This window comes from Gordonia sp. IEGM753 (genome assembly GCF_050321825.1).
Classification (GTDB): Bacteria; Pseudomonadota; Gammaproteobacteria; order Pseudomonadales; family Pseudomonadaceae; genus Aquipseudomonas.
In genome coordinates, this window is record NZ_JBNQGB010000011.1 from 1 (window position 1) to 20,823 (window position 20,823).

20 protein-coding genes are annotated in these 20,823 nt (G+C 55.9%); 8 read left to right on the forward strand and 12 right to left on the reverse strand.

Features of this window, described 5'->3' with window-relative positions; translation table 11 throughout:
- Together ACQR3R_RS30105 and ACQR3R_RS30110 are read left to right on the forward strand one after the other, a co-directional pair.
- A partial coding sequence (locus ACQR3R_RS30105; RefSeq protein WP_428278296.1) for an RHS repeat-associated core domain-containing protein occupies window positions 1-219 on the forward strand: 219 nt, incomplete at its 5' end.
- A 63-nt stretch (window positions 220-282) separates the two neighbouring features.
- Window positions 283-702 (forward strand): DUF6896 domain-containing protein, encoded by a 420-nt coding sequence (locus ACQR3R_RS30110; RefSeq protein ID WP_428278298.1) that lies wholly within the window; start codon window positions 283-285, stop codon window positions 700-702.
- A 311-nt stretch (window positions 703-1,013) separates the two neighbouring features.
- Here ACQR3R_RS30110 and ACQR3R_RS30115 read toward each other — a convergent pair whose 3' ends face one another.
- Window positions 1,014-2,786 (reverse strand): EAL domain-containing protein, encoded by a 1,773-nt coding sequence (locus tag ACQR3R_RS30115; protein ID WP_428278300.1) that lies wholly within the window; start codon window positions 2,784-2,786, stop codon window positions 1,014-1,016.
- Between the two features lie 134 nt (window positions 2,787-2,920).
- A complete protein-coding gene (locus ACQR3R_RS30120) occupies window positions 2,921-5,035 on the reverse strand; it encodes a carboxy terminal-processing peptidase (protein ID WP_428278302.1) in 2,115 nt (704 codons plus the stop codon).
- A gap of 107 nt (window positions 5,036-5,142) precedes the next feature.
- Here ACQR3R_RS30120 and ACQR3R_RS30125 point away from each other — a divergent pair, with 107 nt between their 5' ends.
- On the forward strand, window positions 5,143-6,105 hold the full coding sequence (locus tag ACQR3R_RS30125; protein WP_428278304.1) for a zinc-binding dehydrogenase: 963 nt from the start codon (window positions 5,143-5,145) through the stop codon (window positions 6,103-6,105).
- A 113-nt stretch (window positions 6,106-6,218) separates the two neighbouring features.
- Here ACQR3R_RS30125 and ACQR3R_RS30130 read toward each other — a convergent pair whose 3' ends face one another.
- The 6 genes from ACQR3R_RS30130 to ACQR3R_RS30155 form a co-directional block, all read right to left on the reverse strand.
- The gene (locus tag ACQR3R_RS30130; RefSeq protein WP_428278306.1) at window positions 6,219-6,872 is read right to left on the reverse strand and encodes an HAD-IB family hydrolase; all 654 of its coding nucleotides are present in this window, start codon (window positions 6,870-6,872) and stop codon (window positions 6,219-6,221) included.
- A 113-nt stretch (window positions 6,873-6,985) separates the two neighbouring features.
- Window positions 6,986-7,975, reverse strand: a complete 990-nt coding sequence (locus tag ACQR3R_RS30135) for an ATP-binding cassette domain-containing protein (protein ID WP_428278308.1) — start codon at window positions 7,973-7,975, stop codon at window positions 6,986-6,988.
- On the reverse strand, window positions 7,972-8,772 hold the full coding sequence (locus ACQR3R_RS30140) for an ABC transporter permease subunit (protein ID WP_428278310.1): 801 nt from the start codon (window positions 8,770-8,772) through the stop codon (window positions 7,972-7,974). Before ACQR3R_RS30140 ends, ACQR3R_RS30135 begins: the two co-directional genes overlap by 4 nt.
- The gene (locus ACQR3R_RS30145; protein WP_428278405.1) at window positions 8,759-9,595 is read right to left on the reverse strand and encodes an ABC transporter permease subunit; all 837 of its coding nucleotides are present in this window, start codon (window positions 9,593-9,595) and stop codon (window positions 8,759-8,761) included. The genes ACQR3R_RS30140 and ACQR3R_RS30145 overlap by 14 nt, the downstream gene beginning before the upstream one ends.
- A gap of 5 nt (window positions 9,596-9,600) precedes the next feature.
- Window positions 9,601-10,407, reverse strand: a complete 807-nt coding sequence (locus ACQR3R_RS30150) for an alkaline phosphatase family protein (protein ID WP_428278313.1) — start codon at window positions 10,405-10,407, stop codon at window positions 9,601-9,603.
- Window positions 10,408-10,618: 211 nt separating this feature from the next.
- On the reverse strand, window positions 10,619-11,686 hold the full coding sequence (locus ACQR3R_RS30155; protein ID WP_428278315.1) for an ABC transporter substrate-binding protein: 1,068 nt from the start codon (window positions 11,684-11,686) through the stop codon (window positions 10,619-10,621).
- Window positions 11,687-12,035: 349 nt separating this feature from the next.
- On the opposite strand from ACQR3R_RS30155, the gene ACQR3R_RS30160 reads away from it, so the two are divergent.
- Complete coding sequence (locus ACQR3R_RS30160; protein ID WP_428278317.1) at window positions 12,036-12,749, forward strand: UTRA domain-containing protein; 714 nt, start codon at window positions 12,036-12,038, stop codon at window positions 12,747-12,749.
- Window positions 12,750-12,781: 32 nt separating this feature from the next.
- On the opposite strand, the gene ACQR3R_RS30165 is transcribed toward ACQR3R_RS30160, so the two are convergent.
- Entirely contained in the window at window positions 12,782-13,549 is a 768-nt protein-coding gene (locus ACQR3R_RS30165) for a DODA-type extradiol aromatic ring-opening family dioxygenase (RefSeq protein ID WP_428278319.1), read from the reverse strand.
- A gap of 102 nt (window positions 13,550-13,651) precedes the next feature.
- Between ACQR3R_RS30165 and ACQR3R_RS30170 the strand changes: the two genes are divergently transcribed.
- On the forward strand, window positions 13,652-14,308 hold the full coding sequence (locus ACQR3R_RS30170; protein ID WP_428278321.1) for a thiopurine S-methyltransferase: 657 nt from the start codon (window positions 13,652-13,654) through the stop codon (window positions 14,306-14,308).
- 71 nt (window positions 14,309-14,379) lie between these two features.
- On the opposite strand, the gene htpX is transcribed toward ACQR3R_RS30170, so the two are convergent.
- The gene (gene htpX / locus ACQR3R_RS30175) at window positions 14,380-15,267 is read right to left on the reverse strand and encodes a protease HtpX (protein WP_428278323.1); all 888 of its coding nucleotides are present in this window, start codon (window positions 15,265-15,267) and stop codon (window positions 14,380-14,382) included.
- Window positions 15,268-15,583: 316 nt separating this feature from the next.
- Entirely contained in the window at window positions 15,584-16,795 is a 1,212-nt protein-coding gene (locus ACQR3R_RS30180; protein WP_008030363.1) for a pyridoxal phosphate-dependent aminotransferase, read from the reverse strand.
- A gap of 226 nt (window positions 16,796-17,021) precedes the next feature.
- Here ACQR3R_RS30180 and msrB point away from each other — a divergent pair, with 226 nt between their 5' ends.
- From msrB to ACQR3R_RS30195, 3 genes are all read left to right on the forward strand, one after another.
- A complete protein-coding gene (gene msrB, locus ACQR3R_RS30185) occupies window positions 17,022-17,417 on the forward strand; it encodes a peptide-methionine (R)-S-oxide reductase MsrB (RefSeq protein WP_428278325.1) in 396 nt (131 codons plus the stop codon).
- A gap of 103 nt (window positions 17,418-17,520) precedes the next feature.
- Window positions 17,521-18,006: a glutathione peroxidase gene (locus ACQR3R_RS30190; RefSeq protein ID WP_428278327.1), complete on the forward strand. Its 486-nt coding sequence runs from the start codon at window positions 17,521-17,523 to the stop codon at window positions 18,004-18,006.
- Window positions 18,003-18,464: a transcriptional regulator, SarA/Rot family gene (locus ACQR3R_RS30195; RefSeq protein WP_428278329.1), complete on the forward strand. Its 462-nt coding sequence runs from the start codon at window positions 18,003-18,005 to the stop codon at window positions 18,462-18,464. The genes ACQR3R_RS30190 and ACQR3R_RS30195 overlap by 4 nt, the downstream gene beginning before the upstream one ends.
- Here the strand turns inward: ACQR3R_RS30195 and ACQR3R_RS30200 are convergent.
- Window positions 18,448-20,769, reverse strand: coding sequence for a response regulator (locus tag ACQR3R_RS30200; RefSeq protein WP_428278331.1), 2,322 nt, complete (start codon window positions 20,767-20,769; stop codon window positions 18,448-18,450). The genes ACQR3R_RS30195 and ACQR3R_RS30200 overlap by 17 nt on opposite strands.
- Window positions 20,770-20,823: the final 54 nt, after the last annotated feature.

The following is a 20,823-nucleotide window of genomic DNA, read 5'->3' on the forward strand; positions in this document are numbered from 1 at the left end:
ACCGGCCGCTACCTGACGCCCGACCCGATCAAGTTGGCGGGTGGGTTAAATCAGTATCAGTACACCCCGAATCCCACGGGGTGGGTTGATCCGTTGGGGCATAACGGCAACCTCTACATAGTCGATGGACATCATAGGGCCCCTGCAGCCAGACGAACTCACACCAAAGTCAGTATTGTTAATAAAAGATATTGGCCGGCATCACAGCATTTTCAGTGATATTGATGAAATAAAAAAATCTGCTGATAACGTAGGGCATGACAGATTGGTGAGGCCGAGAAGATGAAGAACAAAAATCTGGAGTATTTGATTGATGACTTCCTGGCTCAGGTAGAAAGAGCTACGGACTTGCTTGAAGATAAATTTGGAAAAAAGTGTGTACTTCAGCTTTGGCGGAAAAATGATATTCCGCGAAGTGGTGAAATTTTAGATGGCATAAGTTATGAATTGCATGGTGTCGGTTGTCGGGTGTATTTCCCGGAAATGTGTATTGACTTCGATTATGGTCCAAGCGAACGGATTGATGGATTTGATGTTTGGAGGCTTTATATTTACGCATGCGAGGTTCCTCTCCGGCACCCTAAATACCTAAATGAGGATGCGCTGAAGCAAGATTTTCACGACTACGTGAGCCTCGGTAAAATAGAGCGGATTTTTGAATCTATGTCGAATCTTTACTTTAAGACTCAAGTTGATTGGTGACGTTATGCTATTTTTATTTTTACTGATTTCTCGAAGTTGCTGCGAGTAAGTACGAAGGTTTTTGAGCTAATTATGGATAACTTAAACTCAACAATAATTTTTTCTCAAATAAGTCCATTTTTTTTGCTGATTCGTTTCATTTAAATGGTAATGCTTGATATCTCTGCGTCTGACAAATTTCATAACCGCTGCGCGCTCAATTCGCGGGCAAGCCTCGCTCCTACAGATGTGTGGTGAGTTCGCGATATTGGCTATTACACGTAGAAGTTGGAGCTAACCGAAGGCCATAGCAACTCCTGATGCTCGGTTAACTATGCCTCCTCGGCAACTGGCACCGTCAGGCTATCAATCACATGTACGCTATAACCCTGGATATTCTTCGCATGGTGCTTGGCTTGTGATGCCATTTCGGCCAATTGGCTAGCATCCAGTTGTGCGCAGGCTTGTGGGTGCAAATGCACGACGCCGATAGACAGTGAAAGCAACGGGAATTCCTGGCGCGTGCCTTGGCGATTGAGGGCGACGAAGCAGCCTGCTTCCAGGTGCTCGCTGCGATAGAAGCGCCGGCATTGGCTTTGGAAATCCTCAAGCAACTGGTTCAACCGTTTGCGCCAATCATCCGGGCCCAGTACCAGTAAAAAGTCATCGCCACCGATGTGGCCGACAAAGTCGCGGGACGGGTCTACGCGATCATTCAGGCATTGCGCCAGGCAGAGCAGTACTTCGTCGCCGCGGCCGTAGCCGTAGATGTCGTTGAAAGGCTTGAAGCTATCAATGTCCACGTAGCAGATCACCGATTCCCTTTGCTGTTGCAGCAACCGCGTCAAGCATTGCTGGATGGGTACATTGCCGGGCAACAGGGTGAGTGGATTGGCGTAACGCGCTTGCTGGATCTTCAGTTCAGTAATCAGTTTCAGCACGTCTATTACACGGCCAAGTCCCAAATAAGTGCCGTTGAGGGTGATGATGAAATCCTCCTCGATGCGTTGTCGTGCGCGGCTAGTGATCAAGCGGCTGACCTGCTGCAGCGACTGGCTCATCTCGACAGCCAGGAAGTCATCGTTCATCAATCGGCTTATCGGCTTGCGCGCGAACAGGTCGGTAGCAAAGGGCTTTAGCAGGGCATCTGACAGAGAGTGCCGATGGACGATACCGCAAGGATGGCCTTGCTCATCCAGTACTGCCAACGAATTCAGGTTGGCTTGGCGGCGGAAGGCTTCCAGGACGGTGGCGGTCGGCGTGTCGCTGGCAACGGCCGGTTGGTCATTGAGCAACGCGCTGAGGTCACTGCTTTCATCGGTTAACGTTACGGTAGTAGCGCTGTGTTTGTGCGCTAGGTTTCCAGCATCGCGCGGTGGATGTTCTTGAGGACGGCACAGCAAGTAACCCTGAACCAGATCGACCCCCATCTCAGTTAGCACTGCCAACTCTTCCGGCAACTCGATTCCTTCGGCAATCACTTGTGCGCGAGAGGCCTTCGCGATCTGCAGGATCGAACCGACGAACTCTCGTTTTAGCGCGTCTTGATGAATACCGTCGATGAAGTGGCGGTCAATCTTTACGTAATCCGGGCGCAACTCTGACCACAAACGCAAACTTGAATACCCGGCGCCCAGGTCGTCTAGCGCAATCGAAAATCCCATGGCCCGATAGTGATGCAACGCGTTTTGCAGTAACTGGAAATCGTCGGTAGGCGTTTGTTCGGTGAGCTCGATCACGACCTGGCTTGGTGGGATACCGAAGTCCTGCAGCAGTTGCAGCGTGCGGCCAGGTTGGTGAGAGGTTTCGAGCAAGGATTCTGGTGACACGTTGAGGAATAATTTTCCCTCAAGCTTTTGTTCGTTGAAGCGCCGGCAGGCACTTTGCCGACACGCGATTTCCAGCTCACTCAGGCGTCCGGCTTGGCGGGCGACAGCGAATAGCGCTACTGGCGAGTGCAGTGGACTGTTGGAAGGGCCACGAGTGAGTGCTTCGTAACCGAGAATACGTCGCTCGGAAAGACAAATGATTGGCTGGAACAAGCTGTGCAAACCACTTTGAGCCAATATGGAACTCAAGGCACTCAGCTGTTCTGTTGTGGTCATGGCGTTCTCTGGCGATAAAAAAAGGACCGGGAGCCTCTCTTGTTCGAAGAGGTGCTCCCAATCCTTTATTTCACGACAGATTGATGACTGTTTGATGACGCTCTGCAGAGCGTCAGCATTAAATCGCCATCATCTTAGTGCTTGGCTACCGCACTGTTGAGTTTCAGATAATCCAACAGAATCCGACCCGTCTCGCTCAGGTAAGCGTCGTCTTCTGGCTTGGTATTGTCCGGCTCAGCCGCAATTGCATCTTCGTCTTCTTTCTTCAGCTCTTTAAGCGGCTCTTCACCTTTGGCTTTGCGACGGATGTTCTCCATCACAAGCTGCTTGGCTTCGATGTCCGCATGCTGAGCCCGACGATCCGCTTCGTTGAGGCTGACGGTTTTTTCTTCCATCAACTTCTGAGCCAGGGCCAGTTTGTCGCGGATGAACACAAACTCCGCGTCCTTGGCCGAACGTACTTCATGCTCGGACTTGAGTTGCGCGATATACGGTTTGAACGGGTCGGCTGCCGGTTTGATTGCGGCCTTGATGGTGTCCCAAGGCATGGCTTCTGGCAGGGCACTTTCACCGATTTCCTTGGTGTCGATGATCGACGGGTAATCGATGTCTGGCAGTACGCCCTGATGCTGGGTGCTCTGGCCGGAAACCCGGTAGAACTTGGCCAAGGTCAGTTTCAGTTCGCCATGGTTCAGCGGCTGAATGGTTTGCACGGTGCCTTTACCGAAGGTCTGGCCACCGATGATCAGCGCGCGGTGATAGTCCTGCATGGCGCCGGCAAAGATCTCCGAAGCCGAGGCCGACAAGCGGTTGACCAGCAATGCCATTGGGCCTTTGTAGAACGCGCCTGGGTTCTCGTCTTCCAGCACGTCGACGCGGCCATCGGCGTTACGCACAAGTACGGTCGGGCCTTTGTCGATGAACAGGCTGGTAAGCTCGGTCGCTTCCTGCAGGGAACCGCCGCCGTTGTTGCGCAGGTCGATGACCACGCCGTCGACTTTATCTTTCTGCAGCTCGGTCAGCAGTTTCTTGACGTCGCGAGTGGTGCTCTTGTAGTCCGGATCACCAGCGCGGAACGCCTTGAAGTCCAGATAGAAGGCCGGAATCTCGATGACGCCCAGTTTGTAATCCTTGCCATCCTGCTTGAGGCTCAGGATCGATTTTTTCACCGCCTGGTCTTCGAGCTTCACCGCTTCGCGAGTGATGGAAACGATCTTGGTGGTCTGGTCGTTTGGCGCGTTGCTGGCCGGAATTACTTCCAGGCGCACGATGGTGCCTTTCGGACCGCGGATCAGCTTGACCACTTCATCCAGGCGCCAGCCGACGACGTCGACCATCTCTTTATTGCCTTGGGCAACGCCGATGATCTTGTCTGCCGGTGCTACCTGTTTGGTCTTGTCGGCCGGACCTGCCGGCACCAGACGCACGACTTTGACCTGGTCGTTGTCGCTCTGCAATACAGCGCCAATGCCTTCGAGAGACAGGCTCATGTTGATGTCGAAGTTTTCCGCGTTATCCGGCGACAGATAGTTGGTGTGCGGGTCGTAGGACATGGCGAAGGTATTGATGTAAGCCTGGAAGATGTCTTCCGGACGGGTCTGGTCCAGGCGTGCCAATTGGTTCTTGTAGCGCTTGGTCAGGGTTTCCTGAATCTGTTTTGAGTCTTTGCCGGCAATCTTCATCCGCAGCACTTCGTCCTTGACGCGTTTGCGCCACAGGTCGTCGAGTTCTGCGGTGGAAGTAAGCCAAGGTGCATCCTTGCGATCGATCAGCAAGGTTTCCTTGGTCGTGAAGTCGATCTTGTCGACGCCTTTGTTAAGCTCGGCAATGGCGAAATCCAGACGCGCTTTGACGCGGTCCAGGTAGCGCTTGTAGATGGTGAACCCGGCGTTCAGGTCGCCACTTTTGAGGAAGTCGTCAAATTGGGTTTTCCATTTGTCGAATTCGGTAATGTCGCTGGCCAGGAAATAACTGCGCGATGGATCCAGCAGCTTGAGATAGCTTTCGTAGATGATCACGGAGCGAGCGTCATCAAGCGGCGGCTTGCTGTAGTGGTGTCGTTTGAGCAGCTCGACGACATTCAGGCTGGCGATCACTTCGTCACGATCAGGCTGAAGGTTGTCCCAGCTATTCGCTGCAAACGAATGGCTCGACATCGGCAATAGGCCGATACCGATAATCAGGGCTAGGGCGGTGCTGGGGAACAGATGCTTCATGCTGATTCGACGCGGGGACAATTGATCACGCATATTAGGCCGTCTTTGAAGTCGCCGGTTCCACAAAGGGCCGGTCACATAATGCAAGAAAGCCCGGCGCTATAGCTACGGGCTCAGTCCAGACTCACTATGGAGGCACTGTGAAAGCATTGCAAGGCGTTGACGGTCAAGTGGAGTGGGTTGAGGAGCCGAGTCCTACATGCGATGTAGGACAAGTTCGTATTCGGGTGGCGGCAGCCGGCCTCAATCGCGCTGATTTATTACAGAAGGCGGGCTTTTATCCGCCACCTCCCGGAGCCAGTACGGTGCTGGGTCTAGAGTGTTCCGGCGTGATCAGCGAGGTCGGGGCGGGCTCGTCCTGGAAGGTAGGGGATCGGGTTTGCGCCTTGCTGGCCGGGGGTGGGATGGCAGAAGAGGTGGTAGTCGACGGACGGCACGTGTTGCCAGTTCCCGAAGGTTTGTCGTTGGCCCAAGCCGCAGCTCTGCCAGAAGTGTATGCGACCGTTTGGCTGAATTTGTTTGATTTAGCGGCGCTGAAACCGGGTGAGAAAGTTCTGCTGCACGCTGGGGCAAGTGGCATTGGTTCAGCCGCCATTCAGCTGTGCAAAGCGTTGGGTAACCCGTGCTGGGTGAGTGTGGGGTCTGCAGAGCGTTTGGCTTATTGCGAAGCCCTGGGTGCCCAAGGCGGCGTGGTGCGCACTGCCGATATGGATAGCTTGAGCGACTTCGGGCCGTTCGATGTGATTCTTGATCCAGTGGGCGGCAACTACGCCGCTCTGAACCTGAAACTGCTCGCGCTCGACGGGCGTTGGGTGCTGATTGGCCTGATGGGCGGGCGCGAAGCCAAGCTCGACCTGGCACAGGTGTTAACCAAACGCGTGCAACTGCTGGGCTCGACATTGCGCAGTCGTGACGATCAGTTCAAGGCGGATTTGTTCAGCGATCTCAGCCAACACGTCTGGCCGCTGTTTGCTGAAGGGCGTTTGAGTCCACAGTTGGCCAACACCTTTGCAATCAAGGATGCCGAAGCGGCCTTCGCTGAATTGGCGACCAACACAGTGGCCGGGAAACTGGTGCTGGTGATCGACGAAAGCCTGACCTGATGTTATAGGCGTCAGCTTGCTCGCGGTGGATATGAAGGCGGCGCTTTTTTCAGGCCGCGCGCATTAATGTTCACGTCCATTGCGAGCAGGCTCGCAGCCACAGAAGACCCGGATTATTTCCAGAGATGAATAGGCCAGCCCGCGGCCTCTGCATGCTCAAGCAAAATCACATCCGGGTTTACCACATGTGGGAAATCCACTTTCAGCAACAGCGGCAAGTCATTGCGTGAGTCGGAATAAAAACTCGCGCCCTCGAGGTTTTCCTCCTCTGCATCCAGCCATTCCAGCAATCGCGTGATCTTGCCTTCGCGATAGGTCAGCGTGCCGACCGTGTTGCCGCTGTAAACGCCGTGCGCAACTTCCAGCTCGATACCGAGTATTTCGTCGATGCCCAGACGGGCGGCAATCGGGCGAACCAAATGCGTGCCCGAGGCGGAGATCACCAGAATCCGGTCGCCGGCCTTGCGGTGCGCAGCGATGGTTTTGGTGGCGTCACTGAAGATGATGGGTTCGATGAAGTCTTCAACCCAAGGTCCGACCAGATGGTCTACCTCTTCCGGCGTGCGCCCGATCATCGGCTCCAGGCTGAAGGTCATGTAATCCTCCATGCGCAATTTGCCGTGGCTGTAGGCGTCCATCAACTCATTGTTCTGCCGCATGAACGACTCGGGATCGACCCAGCCCAAGCGACCCATTTGTTCGCTCCAGAGGGTGGCGCAGTCGCCGTGGATCAGGGTTTCGTCCAGATCAAAAATTGCCAAGGCCATTGGTGCGGTTCTCTTCGAGAACAGCTACAAGCTTCAAGCTTGAAGCTGCAAGCGTGAATTTAGGGGCAGCAGTCTACAACTTGAAGCTTGCGGCTTGAAACTCGTCGCTGCTTTCAAGCTACCTCACACAGGGCGGTCGGATCGATGGAAAGCGCCAGCCGTCGACCATCGGGATGCAAGTCAGCCGCTGAGCGATTGAGTACATCCACCACCAGTTCCACCCCCCGAGCTTCGATCCGGTAGCGAATCACGTTACCTAGCAGGCTGTGGCTACGGATTTGCGCATCGAGTTCGCCGTTAAGACTCAGTTCAATGGCTTCCGGGCGAATCGCGATGCGCCCGGTGATCGGCCGTTGCAACAGCTTCGATGCGCTCTCGGCGTCCAGCAAGTTGTAGTTGCCGATGAAACCGGCGGCGAACACATCGATTGGCGCGGTGTACAGGGTTTCGGCATCGCCGCTTTGTACGATCTTTCCCTGATTCATCAGGAAAATCCGGTCAGACATGGTCAGCGCTTCTTCCTGATCGTGTGTGACAAAGATAGTGGTCAAGCCAAGTTCGCGCTGAATCTGTCGGATCTGATCGCGTAGATGCTTGCGAATCCTAGCGTCGAGCGCCGACAGCGGCTCGTCCAGCAGCAACAGTCGTGGACGCGTTACCAGCGAGCGGGCGAGGGCGACACGCTGGCATTGACCGCCAGACAACTGATGCGGATAACGTGCGGCAAAGTCATTAAGCTCCACCAGTTTAAGCACTTGCGCGACACGCGTGTGGCTATCGTCGGCGTTGACCTTTTGCATGCGCAAACCAAACGCGACGTTCTGCTCCACGGTCATGTTGGGAAACAATGCGTAACTCTGGAACACCATGCCGATGCCGCGCTTTTGCGGGCTCAGCGGCACCAGGTCGACGCCTTCAAGCAAGATATGTCCGCCATCAACCGGCGTCAGTCCGGCAATGCAACGCAACAGCGTGGACTTACCGCAACCGGAGGGGCCCAGCAGGGTGACGAACTCACCTTTTTTGATCTCGCAGTTGATGTCGCTGAACACCGTGGTGCCGGCGTAGTTTTTTTGCAGGTGTTGGACGCTGACATAGCTCATTCGCTTTTGTCCTTGTTCAAGATATTGGCCGCCCAGGTCAGAACCAGCACGAAGAAGAAATAGGAAATCACCAGCGCACTGGTGAAATGGCCGCTGCTGTTGCGCATGTTGTTGAGGTAAACCTGCAGGGTTTCGTAGCGGGTGCCCACAAGAATGTTGGCGAACACAAACTCACCGAACAGGAACGAGAACGACAGCAGCAGCGCCACCATCAGGCCCTTGCGCAAGTTGGGTAGCACCACCAGGAACGCAGCTTGCCAGGTGCTGGCGCCGAGCAATTGGGCGGCGTCCATCAAATCGCGCAGGTTGATGGCTTGCAGGTTGTTGGTGATCGCCCGGTACATGAACGGCAGTGCCACGGTGAAGTAGCAACCGATCAGAATCCAAGGTGTACCGACCATTGCGAACGGCCCGGAACCATAGAGCTGCAACAGTCCAACCGATGACACCACTGGCGGCACCGCGAAGGGCAGCAGGATAAGAATGTTCATCAGCGCATCGAGTTTCGGGAAGTGGTAATGCACCACGAACAGCAGCGGCAGAATCAATACCACCGACAGGATCAGTGCCCCGACGCACACCAGTAACGATTGGCCGAATGCATGCAAAAAACGCGGATCACTCCACAACTGCGCGTACCACTTGATCGTAAAGCCGCTGGGCAAAATGGTCGCCGACCAACTGCTGGCGATCGAGTAAATCAGCGTTCCAAGCAAGGGCAACAACAGGATGGCAAACAATAGGTAAACCACCACACGGTGATAAACACCCACGGGGCCCAGATCAGCGCGAGACATGGTAGCTCCTCTTCAACAGCAGTTGATGCACGATGGTCACCAGTGTCATCAGCGCCACGAGCACGACAGCCAAGGCACTCGCCATGTTCGGGTCCAGGGAAATGTCGCCGGAGACCATCGCCGCGATGCGGATCGGCAACACGTTGAAGTTGCCAGTGGTGAGGGCATAAACGGTCGCGTAAGCGCCCAGTGCATTAGCCAGCAGAATGACAAAAGTGCCCAGCAGCGCCGGCGTCAGCACGGGCAGGCCAATGTGGCGCCAGAACTGCCAGCCGCTGGCACCGAGCAGTGCGGCCGATTCACGCCAGTCCTCGCGCAATGCATCGAAGGCCGGATACAGCAGCAACACCCCCAGCGGAATCTGGAAGTAGGTGTAGAGAATGATCAGCCCGGTTTTCGAATACAGGTTGAAGTCCTGAATGATTCCGGCCTGTTTGAGCATGATGGTGAAACTGCCGTTAAAGCCCAGCAAGATGATGAACGCAAAGGCCAGCGGTACACCGGCGAAGTTGCTGGTCATGTTGGCGAAGGCATTGACGAAGTTGCGCAGCTTGGAGTCGACCCGGCGTAACGAATAGGCGCCCAGTACGGCGATGATGATCCCGAATACGCTGGACCAGAAGCTGATCTCAAGGCTGTACTGGATGGCCTGCAGGTAGAATTTCGAATTAAAGATTCTGCTGAAGTTCGCCAGGCCCCAACCGAACTCTTCCGATTGCAGGCTGTTGATCATCACCCATCCCAGCGGCGCAATCTCGAACACGATAAAAAACAGTGCGAAAGGCACCAGGCACAGGGCTGCCAGCCATTTGCCGCGAGTCATGGAGTTCACTTGAGCAGCTCCCGGCAGACGGGTTTATCGTGGGGAATCCCCAACAACTGGCAGACCGTACCGCATATTTCAGTCTGTTTTGGTGTTGCGGCGGCATTGAAACTGAAGGCGTCGCCAAGAACAAACAGCGGTACTTCGCGTTCTTCCGGCAGCAGGCCGTTGTGGGAGCGGTCGTTGTTCATGCCGTGGTCGGCGGTTACCAAAACCTGATAGCCCGCGTCGAGCCAGCCTTGCAGGTAATCAGCGAGGATGATGTCGGCGGAGCGGGCGCTGTTGCGGTACTGCGAGGTGTCGAGGCCATGCTTGTGCCCGGCGTCGTCGATATTCATGGGGTGCACCAGCAGGAAGTTTGGCGCATGGCGCAGTCGCAGATTTTCTGCGTCCGCAAACAGGTGCGAATCCGGGTAGTGGTCGTTCCAATAGAAATGACCGTGCTGGATGGGTAAATCAGGGTTGTCGGTGTGTCGGTCACGGGCGGCCACGAACGGTGAACGGTTATACAATTCGCTGACCCAGTGATACGCCGCAGCAGCGGTTTTAAGGCCTGCCTCCCTGGCGTAGTGATAGATGCTGCGCTGGTTGGAAAGGCGCGAGACATTGTTGTGAACGATACCGCTGTCGATCGGCGTGACGCCGGTCAGGATGCATTCATACAGTGGACGGGACAGTGCTGGCAGCTCGCATTCCAATTTGTAAAGCGCTGCGCGTCCTGCGCCGACATAAGCCTGCAAGTGCCCCATGGCATGGCGCGCAACCTCGTAGTTGAGACCGTCGAGCACGACCAGGATGACGTTGTGCTTCATAGGGGCAAAAACTCCGCAAAACAGCAAAACAGATAGTCGGAACTCACTCGGTCCACTGTGGGGACGAGCGTGTGTGGCGAGGGCGCTTGCTCGCGCAGCGGCCGCAAAAGCCTTGCGACTGCCGCCCGGCCGAACGGGAGCAAACTCTCTCACCCCACACACCGCCCCCACGCTGGACTTTCATCAGATCACCCAGCGGGAGACGCTTGCGTTACTGCATATTGACGATGACTTCTTCGTTCCACTTCTGAGGCAGTGCCTTGGAGGTCTTTTCCCACGCGTCGGCATCCTTGATCGGGGTCACGCCTTTGTACTGCTCGTTCGGTAGCAGTTTGGCCTTGACGTCTTCCGGCAGTTTTACGTGCTCGGCACGAATAGGACGTGCATTGCCGCGCGCCAGGTTGGTTTGGCCGGCATCACTGAAGATGTATTCGCGGGCCAATTTGGCGGCGTTAGGATTTTTTGCGTATTTGTTGATGATGGTGGTGTAACCGGAAATCACCGAGCCGTCGGATGGAATCAGAACGGTGTAGTCATCCGGATTGGCCATCTTCGCCTTGTAGCTCAGACCGTTGAAGTCCCAGACCACGCCGACTTCGATTTCACCCTTTTCCATCGTGGCGATGGTTGGGTTGGCCATGGACAAGCGACCTTGTTTGGCGATGTCTGCGAACAGCAACAGCGCAGGCTGGATGTTCTTTTCATCGCCGCCGTTGGCGAGTGCTGCTGCCAGAACGCCGTTGGCGGCTTGGGCCGCGGTACTCACGTCACCGATAGAGACCTTGTATTTACCGGTCTTGAGGTCAGCCCATTTGGTGGGGGCTTCGGAGCCGTGCAGCAGTTTTTTGTTGATGATGAATGCGATGGTGCCGGTGTAGGCCAGTGCCCAATTGCCATCCTTGTCCTTGGCCCAGGCCGGGACTTGATCCCAGGTGCTTGGTTTGTAAGGCTGAACCACACCTTGCTTGACCGCAATGGGGCCAAACGCGGCGCCGACGTCACCGATGTCGGCGCTGGCATTGTCTTTTTCAGCCGCGAACTTGGCGATTTCCTGTGCCGAGCTCATGTCGGTGTCGATGTGCTTCAGGCCGTAATTCTTGGCCAAGTCGTCCCAAGTGCCTTTCCAGTTGGCCCAGTCATCGGGCATCCCGACGCTATTGACCGCACCTTCCGCTTTCGCTGCGGCTTCCAGGGTTTTCAAATCAGTATCAGCGGCCATGGCGGCGGTGCACATGGCAATGGTCGAGCCTAACAGTGATGCCAGGAAAAGCTGTTTCATCCGAAGCTCCTTTGGGCGTTTTCAACGCTGCGATTGCGGTTGTGTTGGTCTAGGTCAGCAATACCTGAGCCAATGTAGGCGGCCAGGATGACATTTTGATGTCGCTTGCGAGCCCGCACTGATTTTCAGCCTGCTAATACTCAGGGTGCCCGCTAAGCGTAGACCATGACTAAAGAGCTGATATGAAAGGACTTGGCCGCTATATTGCAGCTGTCTGAAGCAACCGTTCAGCGACTGTGTCATCTACCAGTCATATGCAGTGCCTAGGCTTGCAGGAAGTTGATGGAGCCGATTTAAACCGTGGTTCTGCCCCGAAACAGTGCTGGTCTAGTCCAGATAGGTAACGTTGATGCGCATCGAGACCACCAAAGCGGTGACAGCCATCGGGCAAGTTCTGCAAGAACAGCTTGACCATGGCCTGTTGGCGTCGGGCAGCAAGTTACCCGCCGAGCGCAAGCTCAGTGAGTTGTTCGGTACCACAAGAATTACCGTGCGTGAGGCGCTGTTGCAATTGGAAGCACAGGGTCAGATATATCGGGAGGAGCGCCGTGGCTGGTTCGTGTCGCCCCCACGCCTGGCTTATAACTTGATGCAGCGCAGCCATTTTCACGCCATGGTCAGCGCTCAGGGGCGAGAGCCGTCCACCGACGTTATTTCAGCGCGGCTGCAGCCCGCTTCGGCAGCAGTCTGTGCGTGGCTGCAGTTGCCCGCGCTATCAAGTGTGATTCAGATTTGCCGGGCGCGGCGGATTGATCAGCGGCTGGTGTTGTACGTCGAGCATTATCTGAACCCGCAGTATTTTCCGGGAATTCTTGATTTCGACTTGAATCAGTCGATCACCGAACTCTACGCACGGCATTACGATTTGCACTACGGCCGGGTGCGTTTCGAAATTGTACCTACGGCGTTATCAGTGGATGCAGCGGCCGCTCTGAGAGTGTCAGTAGGCAGCCCGGGGTTGCGTATTGCCCGGGTCAACTACGATCAGCACGAGCGGCTGATCGATTGTGACCTGGAGTTTTGGCGCCATGATGCGATTCATGTCGGGGTCGACGTGGTCTGATCCTGACCGCTGCCAACTGCACACTCAGCGGTTTACCCGAAACGGTAAATGTCCATGCCCAGCGCACCCATGGTGAACCCTTTGTGGCTGATGCTGAACGCGCCACCCGCGCCGCGGGCAAAATACAGCGGCAACAAATGCTCATCACTGGGGTGGTTGCGTGTTGCGTTTGGTGCTTGCTGGCGATAGTCGTGCAACGCGGCTTCATCATTTTCCGTGAGTTTTTCGATCATCCAATCGCGAAAGCTCTTGGCCCACGGTTCGACACTTTCCGGGCCGGCGTGCCAATCCAGTTCACGCAGGTTGTGCGTGATGCTGCCGGACCCGATCAACAGCACGTCGTGTTCACGCAGGCTGGCCAGTGCATGGCCGACTCGAGTCTGCAGGGCCGGGCCGCCACGTGTGGGCAACGAGACTTGTACCACCGCAATGTCCGCTTGCGGATACATCAGCGACAAGGGCACCCAAACTCCGTGATCGAACGGCCGTTTAGCGTCGATTCGGGCGGGCAGGCCCTCAATCTTCAGCAACTCGACAACTTCTGCCGCCAACTGCGGATTCCCCGGCGCCGGGTATTGAACCTCGAACAATGCCTTGGGAAAGCCACCGAAGTCGTGCCACGTGTCCGGTTGCGGGTTACCGCTGACCAGCAGCTCATTGCTTTCCCAGTGCGCCGAGACAATCACAATTGCCTTGGGTTTCGGCAACTCGCCGGCCAGACGCGCCAAGGCCGGCCCGCTCGCACCAGGTTCCAGGGCCAGCATCGGCGAACCGTGAGAGATATAGAGGCTAGGGAACATGAATGAGCTCCTGAGAGTAAGATGTCGTCATCTTCAGTCAGATCATTGATCTAAATCTAATATAAGTTTTAGTGTCTTTTGATCGAATTTTTGGAATTAATTATGCAGCCGGAGTTTTGGCACAAGCGATGGGCGTCGAATCAGATCGGCTTTCATCTGCCGGAAGTGAATCCATTCCTGCAACGGTTTTGGCCCTCATTGAGCGTGGAGGAGGGGGCTCGCGTTTTGGTGCCTTTGTGTGGAAAGAGTCTGGATTTGCTGTGGCTCGCTCAGCAGGGCCATGAAGTGTTAGGTGTTGAACTGTCGGAAAAAGCGGTCGAGGATTTCTTCAAGGAACATCATTTTGACCCGAACGTCAGCGAGCAAGGCCCATTCAAAGTCTACCGTGCCGGTTCGATAGAGCTATGGTGCGGCGATTTCTTTGAGCTCACTGCAGGCGACGTGGCTGATTGCAGCGCACTGTACGACCGCGCCGCGCTGATTGCGCTGCCGCCTGCAATGCGTGAAAAATACGCGTTGCACCTGAACCGCATTTTGCCCAGAGAGTCGCGTGGGCTCTTGATATCGCTCGACTATGACCAGGCGCAAATAGACGGCCCGCCGTTTGCTGTGCTGGATGACGAGGTGCAAAAGTTGTTCGGCAGTGCCTGGACACTGAAGATTCTTGAAGACCAGGATATTTTGGCCGAGAGCGCGAAATTCGTTGAGCGCGGTGTTACGCGCCTTGAAGAACGGGTCTACAGGATTGGCAGCATTTAGAACGCCGATGTTTCCTGCGGGCGAAAAAAAGGGGCGATCAGATCGCCCCTTTTTTGTCACTCCCGGAACTGTCAGCCCCGGCGACGCAATGCGTCAATGCGCTCTTCCAGTGGCGGGTGGCTCATGAACATGCGAGCGAACCCTTGTTTGATACCACCGTTGATGCCGAAGGCGTTCAGGGTGTCCGGCATGTGCACCGGCAAGCCTTGCTCTGCCCGCAAGCGTTGCAGGGCACCGATCATTGCACTGGTACCTGCCAGTCGCGCGCCGGCTTCGTCGGCACGGAATTCTCGTTTGCGCGAGAACCACATGACAATGGAGCTCGCCAGGATACCCAGCACCAGTTCAGCGAAGATAGTCGCCACATAGTAGGCAATGCCTTGGCCTTCTTCGTTCTTGAAGATCACCTTGTCGACAAAGTTACCGATGATCCGCGCGAAGAACATCACGAAGGTGTTCACCACGCCTTGAATCAACGCCAGTGTGACCATGTCGCCATTGGCCACGTGGCCAATTTCGTGCGCCAGAACAGCTTTCACTTCATCGGGCGTGAACCGCTCAAGCAAGCCTTGGCTGACGGCGACCAATGCGTCGTTCTTGTTCCAGCCGGTGGCGAAGGCATTCGCCTCGTAGGCCGGGAAAATCCCGACTTCCGGCATCTTGATCCCGGCTTCACGGGACAATTGTTCAACGGTTTGCAGCAGCCATTGCTCGTGACGTGTGCGCGGCTGGCTGATGATTTGGGTGCTGGTACTCATCTTCGCCATCCACTTGGAGATGAATAGCGAGAAAAGCGAACCGGCAAAACCAAAGACCGCACAGAAAATCAGCAGCTGATTGAGGTTGAGATCAACCCCGTTGGCCGCCATGAACCCGTTAAAGCCGAAAAGGCTCAGCGTAATGCTGGCAATCAGCACGACCGCCAGGTTAGTGGCCAAAAACAGCAGGATGCGCATCATGGTTGTAGAAATCTCCTCGTGCTAAAGATGTAGCGTACTGCGGGGTATATAAGGTGCTGCACCGGCCTATTCAACTGAGTGACTATTTCAAACTGTGTCCTACGGCAACAGTCTAGCTGTATGCAGGGCATTTCCGCTGTCGAAAGGGTAAGAGTTTGTAGGCCAATTCGCGCTGAAGGCCCTGCGCTTGCTGGACACAACACGCAAGCCAGGACGTGGTAAACGACAGCGAGGGCGCTGAGGGGCAGCATGCAACGATATGTTGCTGAATTAATCAGCGTGCGACGCTCTGCCAGCGTCGCACGGCTAAGTGCGCTTACTGGCGGTAGGATTTGAGGAAGTTGCCGATACGGCCGATGGCCATGTCGAGGTCGTCGACCCGTGGCAGGGTCACGACGCGGAAGTGGTCCGGCCATGGCCAGTTGAACGCGGTGCCTTGAACCACCAGCAGCTTTTCGGAGAGCAGCAGGTCAAGGACGAATTTTTCGTCGTTGTGGATCGGGCAGACTTTAGGGTCGATCCGTGGGAAGGCATACAGCGCGCCCATCGGTTTGACGCAGCTTACGCCGGGAATATCGTTGAGCAGCTCCCAGGTACGATTGCGTTGTTCCAGCAGTCGACCTTGCGGCAGCACCAGATCATTGATGCTCTGATAACCACCGAGCGCGGTCTGAATGGCATGTTGGCTCGGCACGTTGGCGCACAAACGCATATTAGCCAGCATGTCGATGCCCTCGATGTAGCTTTGGGCGTGGTGCTTGGGGCCCGATATAGCGATCCAGCCGGAACGGAAACCCGCCACGCGATACGACTTCGACAGGCCGTTGAAGGTCAGGCACAGCAGGTCTGGCGCGAGTGAAGCAGTGCAGATGTGCACGGCATCGTCATACAGGATTTTGTCGTAGATTTCGTCGGAGAACACCACCAGGTTGTGCTGGCGGGCCAGTTCCAGCATGCCCAGCAGGACTTCTTTGGAATACACCGCACCCGTCGGGTTGTTCGGGTTGATGATCACCAGTGCTTTGGTGTTGGGCGTGATCTTGGCCTTGATGTCGGCCAGGTCAGGCCACCAGTTGGCCTGTTCGTCGCACAGGTAGTGCACCGGGTTGCCGCCCGAGAGGCTGACCGCCGCGGTCCACAAAGGATAGTCGGGCGCAGGCACCAGCACTTCGTCGCCATTGTTCAGCAGGGCTTGCATCGACATCACGATCAGTTCGGAAACGCCGTTGCCCAGGTAGATATCTTCAATGCCGACGCCTTCCACCTGCTTCTGCTGGTAGTACTGCATCACGGCCTTACGCGCGCTGAACAGGCCCTTGGAGTCGCTGTAGCCCTGAGCGGTCGGCAGATTGCGGATCACATCCTGAAGAATTTCATCCGGCGCTTCGAAACCAAAAGGCGCCGGGTTGCCGATATTCAGCTTGAGGATGCGATGGCCTTCCTCTTCCAGGCGTTTGGCGTGCTTGAGCACCGGGCCGCGAATGTCGTAGCAGACGTTGGCGAGCTTGTTCGATTTGCTGACCTGCATGGCGATGTGTTCCTGAAAATGAACGATCCAGGCGGCGTATGAACTACCGTACTGGGAATCCTGCGTATTCACACAGGCCTGACGCCTTGAGATGCAACACCCATAAATCCGTTTGAATGCGCGCGGGCTGGCTGCCAGACTGGCGTTTGACGAGGCGCAATCATACGTGCCGCCCGATCCGTGGAAAAGGTACAGATCGGGCTTTTTCAGCTGCTGAGGTGTGATGATGGAAAAGTTGGAAAAAACCCTGGAAGAATGGCGGGCAATGCTCGATCCGGAGCAATACAACGTTTGCCGACTCAAGGGCACTGAACGACCGTTCTCCGGTAAATACAATGACAGCAAGGTTGACGGCGTTTATCACTGCATCTGCTGCAACGAGCCACTGTTCGACTCGAAGACCAAATTCGACTCTGGCTGTGGCTGGCCGAGTTTCTACGCACCGATTGGCGACAGTGCCATGGTCGAAATCAAAGATGTCAGTCACGGCATGATCCGTACTGAAGTGGTCTGCGGCAAATGCGATGCGCATCTGGGGCACGTGTTTCCGGACGGTCCAGCGCCGACCGGTCTGCGTTACTGCATCAATTCGGTGTGCCTGGACCTGGTGCCACGCGAGTAATCCGCTGGGGCGATCTAACGATCGTCTTTGGTTTTATTAAATTGCACACAATTCAATTGCTCGCTATGTTTAGCCTCTTTTCCATGAATACGGAGCGTTTGCCATGAGTGATAGCCTGTTGAGCATCCCTTGCACCACCATCGCTGGTGAGCAAAAGACCCTGGCCGATTTCGCCGGCAAAGCGGTGTTGGTGGTAAACACCGCCAGTAAATGCGGCTTCACCCCGCAGTACAAAGGACTGGAAGAGTTGTGGCAGACCTATAAGGATCAGGGCCTGGTGGTGCTTGGATTTCCCTGTAACCAGTTCGGCAAGCAGGAACCGGGTAATGAAGGCGCGATTTCCGAGTTCTGTGAGTTGAACTTCGGCGTCAGCTTTCCGCTGTTCAAGAAAATTGAGGTTAATGGGGCCGGCGCCCATCCGCTGTTCGTCCAGTTGAAGAAACGCGCGCCAGGGCTGCTGGGTTCACAAGGGATCAAGTGGAACTTCACCAAATTCCTGATCGGCAAGGACGGCCAGCTGGTCAAGCGTTTCGCGCCGACCACCAAGCCACAAGACCTGACTAGCGAGATTGAAGCCCTGCTCAAATGAACACATTGCCTGCTGATTCGCTGAAACTCGACAGCCAGCTCTGCTTCAAGCTGTACGCGGCTTCCAGGGCTGTCATTCGCGCTTATAAACCAATGCTTGAGCAGTTGGGCCTGACTTACCCGCAATACCTGGTGATGCTGGTGTTGTGGGAATGGCATGAGGCGGCGCCGCAACAGCCGACAGTCAAGGCATTGGGCGAACGCCTGGCCCTGGATTCCGGCACGCTGACGCCTTTGCTCAAACGCCTGGAACAACTCCAACTGGTTCTGCGCCAACGTTCAAGCCGCGATGAACGTGAGGTGCACCTCAGTCTGGCGCCGGCGGGCAAGGCGTTGCGCGATCAGGTCGGGCCGCTGAAGGCTCGCCTGTTATGCGACAGCGGCGTGGATCTGAATCGCCTGAATGATCTGCGCGCCGGGCTCGACCAGCTATTGGGGCAGATCAAGGCGCTTTCGTAGTCGGCATCCATTGGTCCAATAACGTCGCCAGTTCTTCCCGGCGAAAAGGTTTGGCCAGGTAATCGTTCATACCTGCCGCCCGACAGCGTTCGCGTTCTTCGGACATGGCGTTGGCGGTCAGGGCGACGATTGGCAATTGCGGCCAGCGCCCGCTTCGACGGATTTGCCGACTGGCTTCGTAGCCATCCATTACCGGCATGTTGCAATCCATCAGCACCAGGTCGAACTCACCTTGCTCAAGCTGATCCAGAGCCTCGCCGCCGTGAGCGGCGACGATGACGTCGCAGCCCAGTTTGCCGAGCATACCCTTGGCGACCAATTGGTTGACCGGGTTGTCTTCCACCAGTAGTACGCGACCGCGCCGTTGTGGCGTCAGAGCTTGCAGCCTTGCATCGTTAAGGGTGTTGATTTCTGGCTGCAATACTCGTCGCAACGTTTGGTAAAGCGCATTGCGTGCCAGCGGCCGCGCCTGCTGCTGCAACGGCGCAAGGGCGCTTACCTGTTCCATAGGCATGAAACTGCCATAGGCCGTCACCAGCAAAATGGGGGCATTGAATGTCGCACGCAACCCAAACAGGCACTCGGGACAATCAGTGATCAGCACATCGGGGGCGAGACCTACCAGCGAGTCATCAATGGTGCGCTGTTGATATTCGAGCCCCCAGACCGGCAACACACTTTTCAATAACTCCGCCAGACCGCTGCTGGCCGTCGTGATCGCAACGACTTTGCCTTGCAGCATTGCCGGGAGAAGGGCGCGGGTGTGGATGGGCAGCGGCAAATCGGCGCAGAACTGGCTACCAAAACCTGCTTCTGAACTGATGGAGAGCCGTCCTTGCATGGCTTCGCACAAATTGAAGGTCAATGCGAGGCCCAGCCCTGTTCCGCCGAATTGTCGAGTGATGCCAGCACCGGCCTGGGTAAAGGGCTGGAAAATCTTGACCTGGGCATCCTGGGCGATACCAATGCCGGTATCGCAGACCTCTATTCGTACACCGCCATCGTAAGTGGACAGGCGTACATCGACGCGACCGAACCGCGTGAACTTGAGGGCGTTGGACAATAGGTTGCTGACGATTTGGCGGACTCTGGTCGGGTCACCCAGCACCAACGCCGGAAAGCGCGGTTCAATCAGGCAGGTCAGCTCGACGCTGGGCGCAGCGTTTTGCGACAGCAGATTGGCGGTGTCTTCAACCAGGGCGCTGAGGTCGAACGGGATGTGCTCAAGCTCCAGTTGGCCGGCGTCGAATTTCGACAGGTCGAGGATATCGTTCAGCAGTTCCACCAGGACTTTGCCCGAATCATGAGCGATAGACAGTTGTTGCTGTTGCTCGGCAGTGAGCGGACCGTCCAGGGACAGCGCGATCATCCCCAGTAATCCGTTGAGTGGCGTACGAATTTCGTGGCTCATGTTGGCCAGAAACACCGACCGTGCTTCGGCCATTTCCAGCGCCATGCTTCGGGCGACTTCCAGTTCCTGATTGGATTGACTGAGCCGCGTGTTGATCGCTTTGAGTTCCGCCGTACGCGCCGAGACGATGTTTTCCAGTTGGCCAAGATAGTCGGTCAGGCGATTTTCGGCATTGCGCCGCTGCTCGATTTCAGTGGCGATGTTTTCGAATTGTTGATTGGCAACCTTGACCAACACGCCAATCTCGTCATTTTCATGCCCGGCCGGGTATTCCAGTGAAGTCGGCTGAACGCTTCGTGGGTCGCGGCTGCTGAGTTCGCGTATGACCCGAACCAGCGGTTTGGTCAGCATCACGTAAAACAGTGCCAGCAAGATGCCGCTCAGCAGCAGGCTGCGGGCGAAGCCATTCAGCAGGGTCACTTCGGCCCGACGCAGGAAACGGCTACCGAATGCGTAGGTGTCGACGTCAAGTAGCAAGGTGCCAAGTGCTTCGGTCGGTAAATGGCTCAGATACAGTCGGTCTTCAAACTGACGGCTGGCGCCAAACAGGAAATCACTGAGCACCCGGTAATTGCTCTGCTGGGCGGCGCGTTTGACGCTGGCCAGTACCGTGGCGTTATTATCGATCAACTTCGCACCGATGATTGCGGGTGAGCGCAGCAGTCCCAGAGTCAGTTCCTGCGCCAGCTCGGCGTCTATGTTGTAGGCGATGCGCGAGGCGGGGTTGTGACTGATTTCCAGCAAAGACTCGATTTCGCGGTTGATGGAAGCGTCTTCACTGGCATAATCGATACCAATCTGTAGCAGGCTAAGCAGCGTGCCCAGAACAAAACCGACTAGCACAGTCAGCCTTGCTTGCTTGTATGACAGCCGATTGGTGAACTTGATATCCATGGGGTGTCGAACCACTTCCGTTTCCCTTCGCTGCTCAAGCATAGTCGATGATGC

Bases quoted from the DNA above. Each gene is read 5' to 3' on its own strand.
- ACQR3R_RS30115 (WP_428278300.1), bottom strand. From the start codon at position 2,786: ATGACCACAACAGAACAGCTGAGTGCCTTGAGTTCCATATTGGCTCAA.
- ACQR3R_RS30110 (WP_428278298.1), top strand. From the start codon at position 283: ATGAAGAACAAAAATCTGGAGTATTTGATTGATGACTTCCTGGCTCAG.
- ACQR3R_RS30130 (WP_428278306.1), bottom strand. From the start codon at position 6,872: ATGGCCTTGGCAATTTTTGATCTGGACGAAACCCTGATCCACGGCGAC.
- ACQR3R_RS30180 (WP_008030363.1), bottom strand. From the start codon at position 16,795: ATGCAGGTCAGCAAATCGAACAAGCTCGCCAACGTCTGCTACGACATT.
- ACQR3R_RS30190 (WP_428278327.1), top strand. From the start codon at position 17,521: ATGAGTGATAGCCTGTTGAGCATCCCTTGCACCACCATCGCTGGTGAG.
- ACQR3R_RS30140 (WP_428278310.1), bottom strand. From the start codon at position 8,772: ATGTCTCGCGCTGATCTGGGCCCCGTGGGTGTTTATCACCGTGTGGTG.
- ACQR3R_RS30165 (WP_428278319.1), bottom strand. From the start codon at position 13,549: ATGTTCCCTAGCCTCTATATCTCTCACGGTTCGCCGATGCTGGCCCTG.
- ACQR3R_RS30135 (WP_428278308.1), bottom strand. From the start codon at position 7,975: ATGAGCTATGTCAGCGTCCAACACCTGCAAAAAAACTACGCCGGCACC.
- ACQR3R_RS30195 (WP_428278329.1), top strand. From the start codon at position 18,003: ATGAACACATTGCCTGCTGATTCGCTGAAACTCGACAGCCAGCTCTGC.
- msrB (WP_428278325.1), top strand. From the start codon at position 17,022: ATGGAAAAGTTGGAAAAAACCCTGGAAGAATGGCGGGCAATGCTCGAT.
- ACQR3R_RS30120 (WP_428278302.1), bottom strand. From the start codon at position 5,035: ATGCGTGATCAATTGTCCCCGCGTCGAATCAGCATGAAGCATCTGTTC.
- ACQR3R_RS30160 (WP_428278317.1), top strand. From the start codon at position 12,036: ATGCGCATCGAGACCACCAAAGCGGTGACAGCCATCGGGCAAGTTCTG.
- ACQR3R_RS30170 (WP_428278321.1), top strand. From the start codon at position 13,652: ATGCAGCCGGAGTTTTGGCACAAGCGATGGGCGTCGAATCAGATCGGC.
- ACQR3R_RS30145 (WP_428278405.1), bottom strand. From the start codon at position 9,595: ATGACTCGCGGCAAATGGCTGGCAGCCCTGTGCCTGGTGCCTTTCGCA.
- ACQR3R_RS30155 (WP_428278315.1), bottom strand. From the start codon at position 11,686: ATGAAACAGCTTTTCCTGGCATCACTGTTAGGCTCGACCATTGCCATG.
- ACQR3R_RS30200 (WP_428278331.1), bottom strand. From the start codon at position 20,769: ATGGATATCAAGTTCACCAATCGGCTGTCATACAAGCAAGCAAGGCTG.
- ACQR3R_RS30150 (WP_428278313.1), bottom strand. From the start codon at position 10,407: ATGAAGCACAACGTCATCCTGGTCGTGCTCGACGGTCTCAACTACGAG.
- htpX (WP_428278323.1), bottom strand. From the start codon at position 15,267: ATGATGCGCATCCTGCTGTTTTTGGCCACTAACCTGGCGGTCGTGCTG.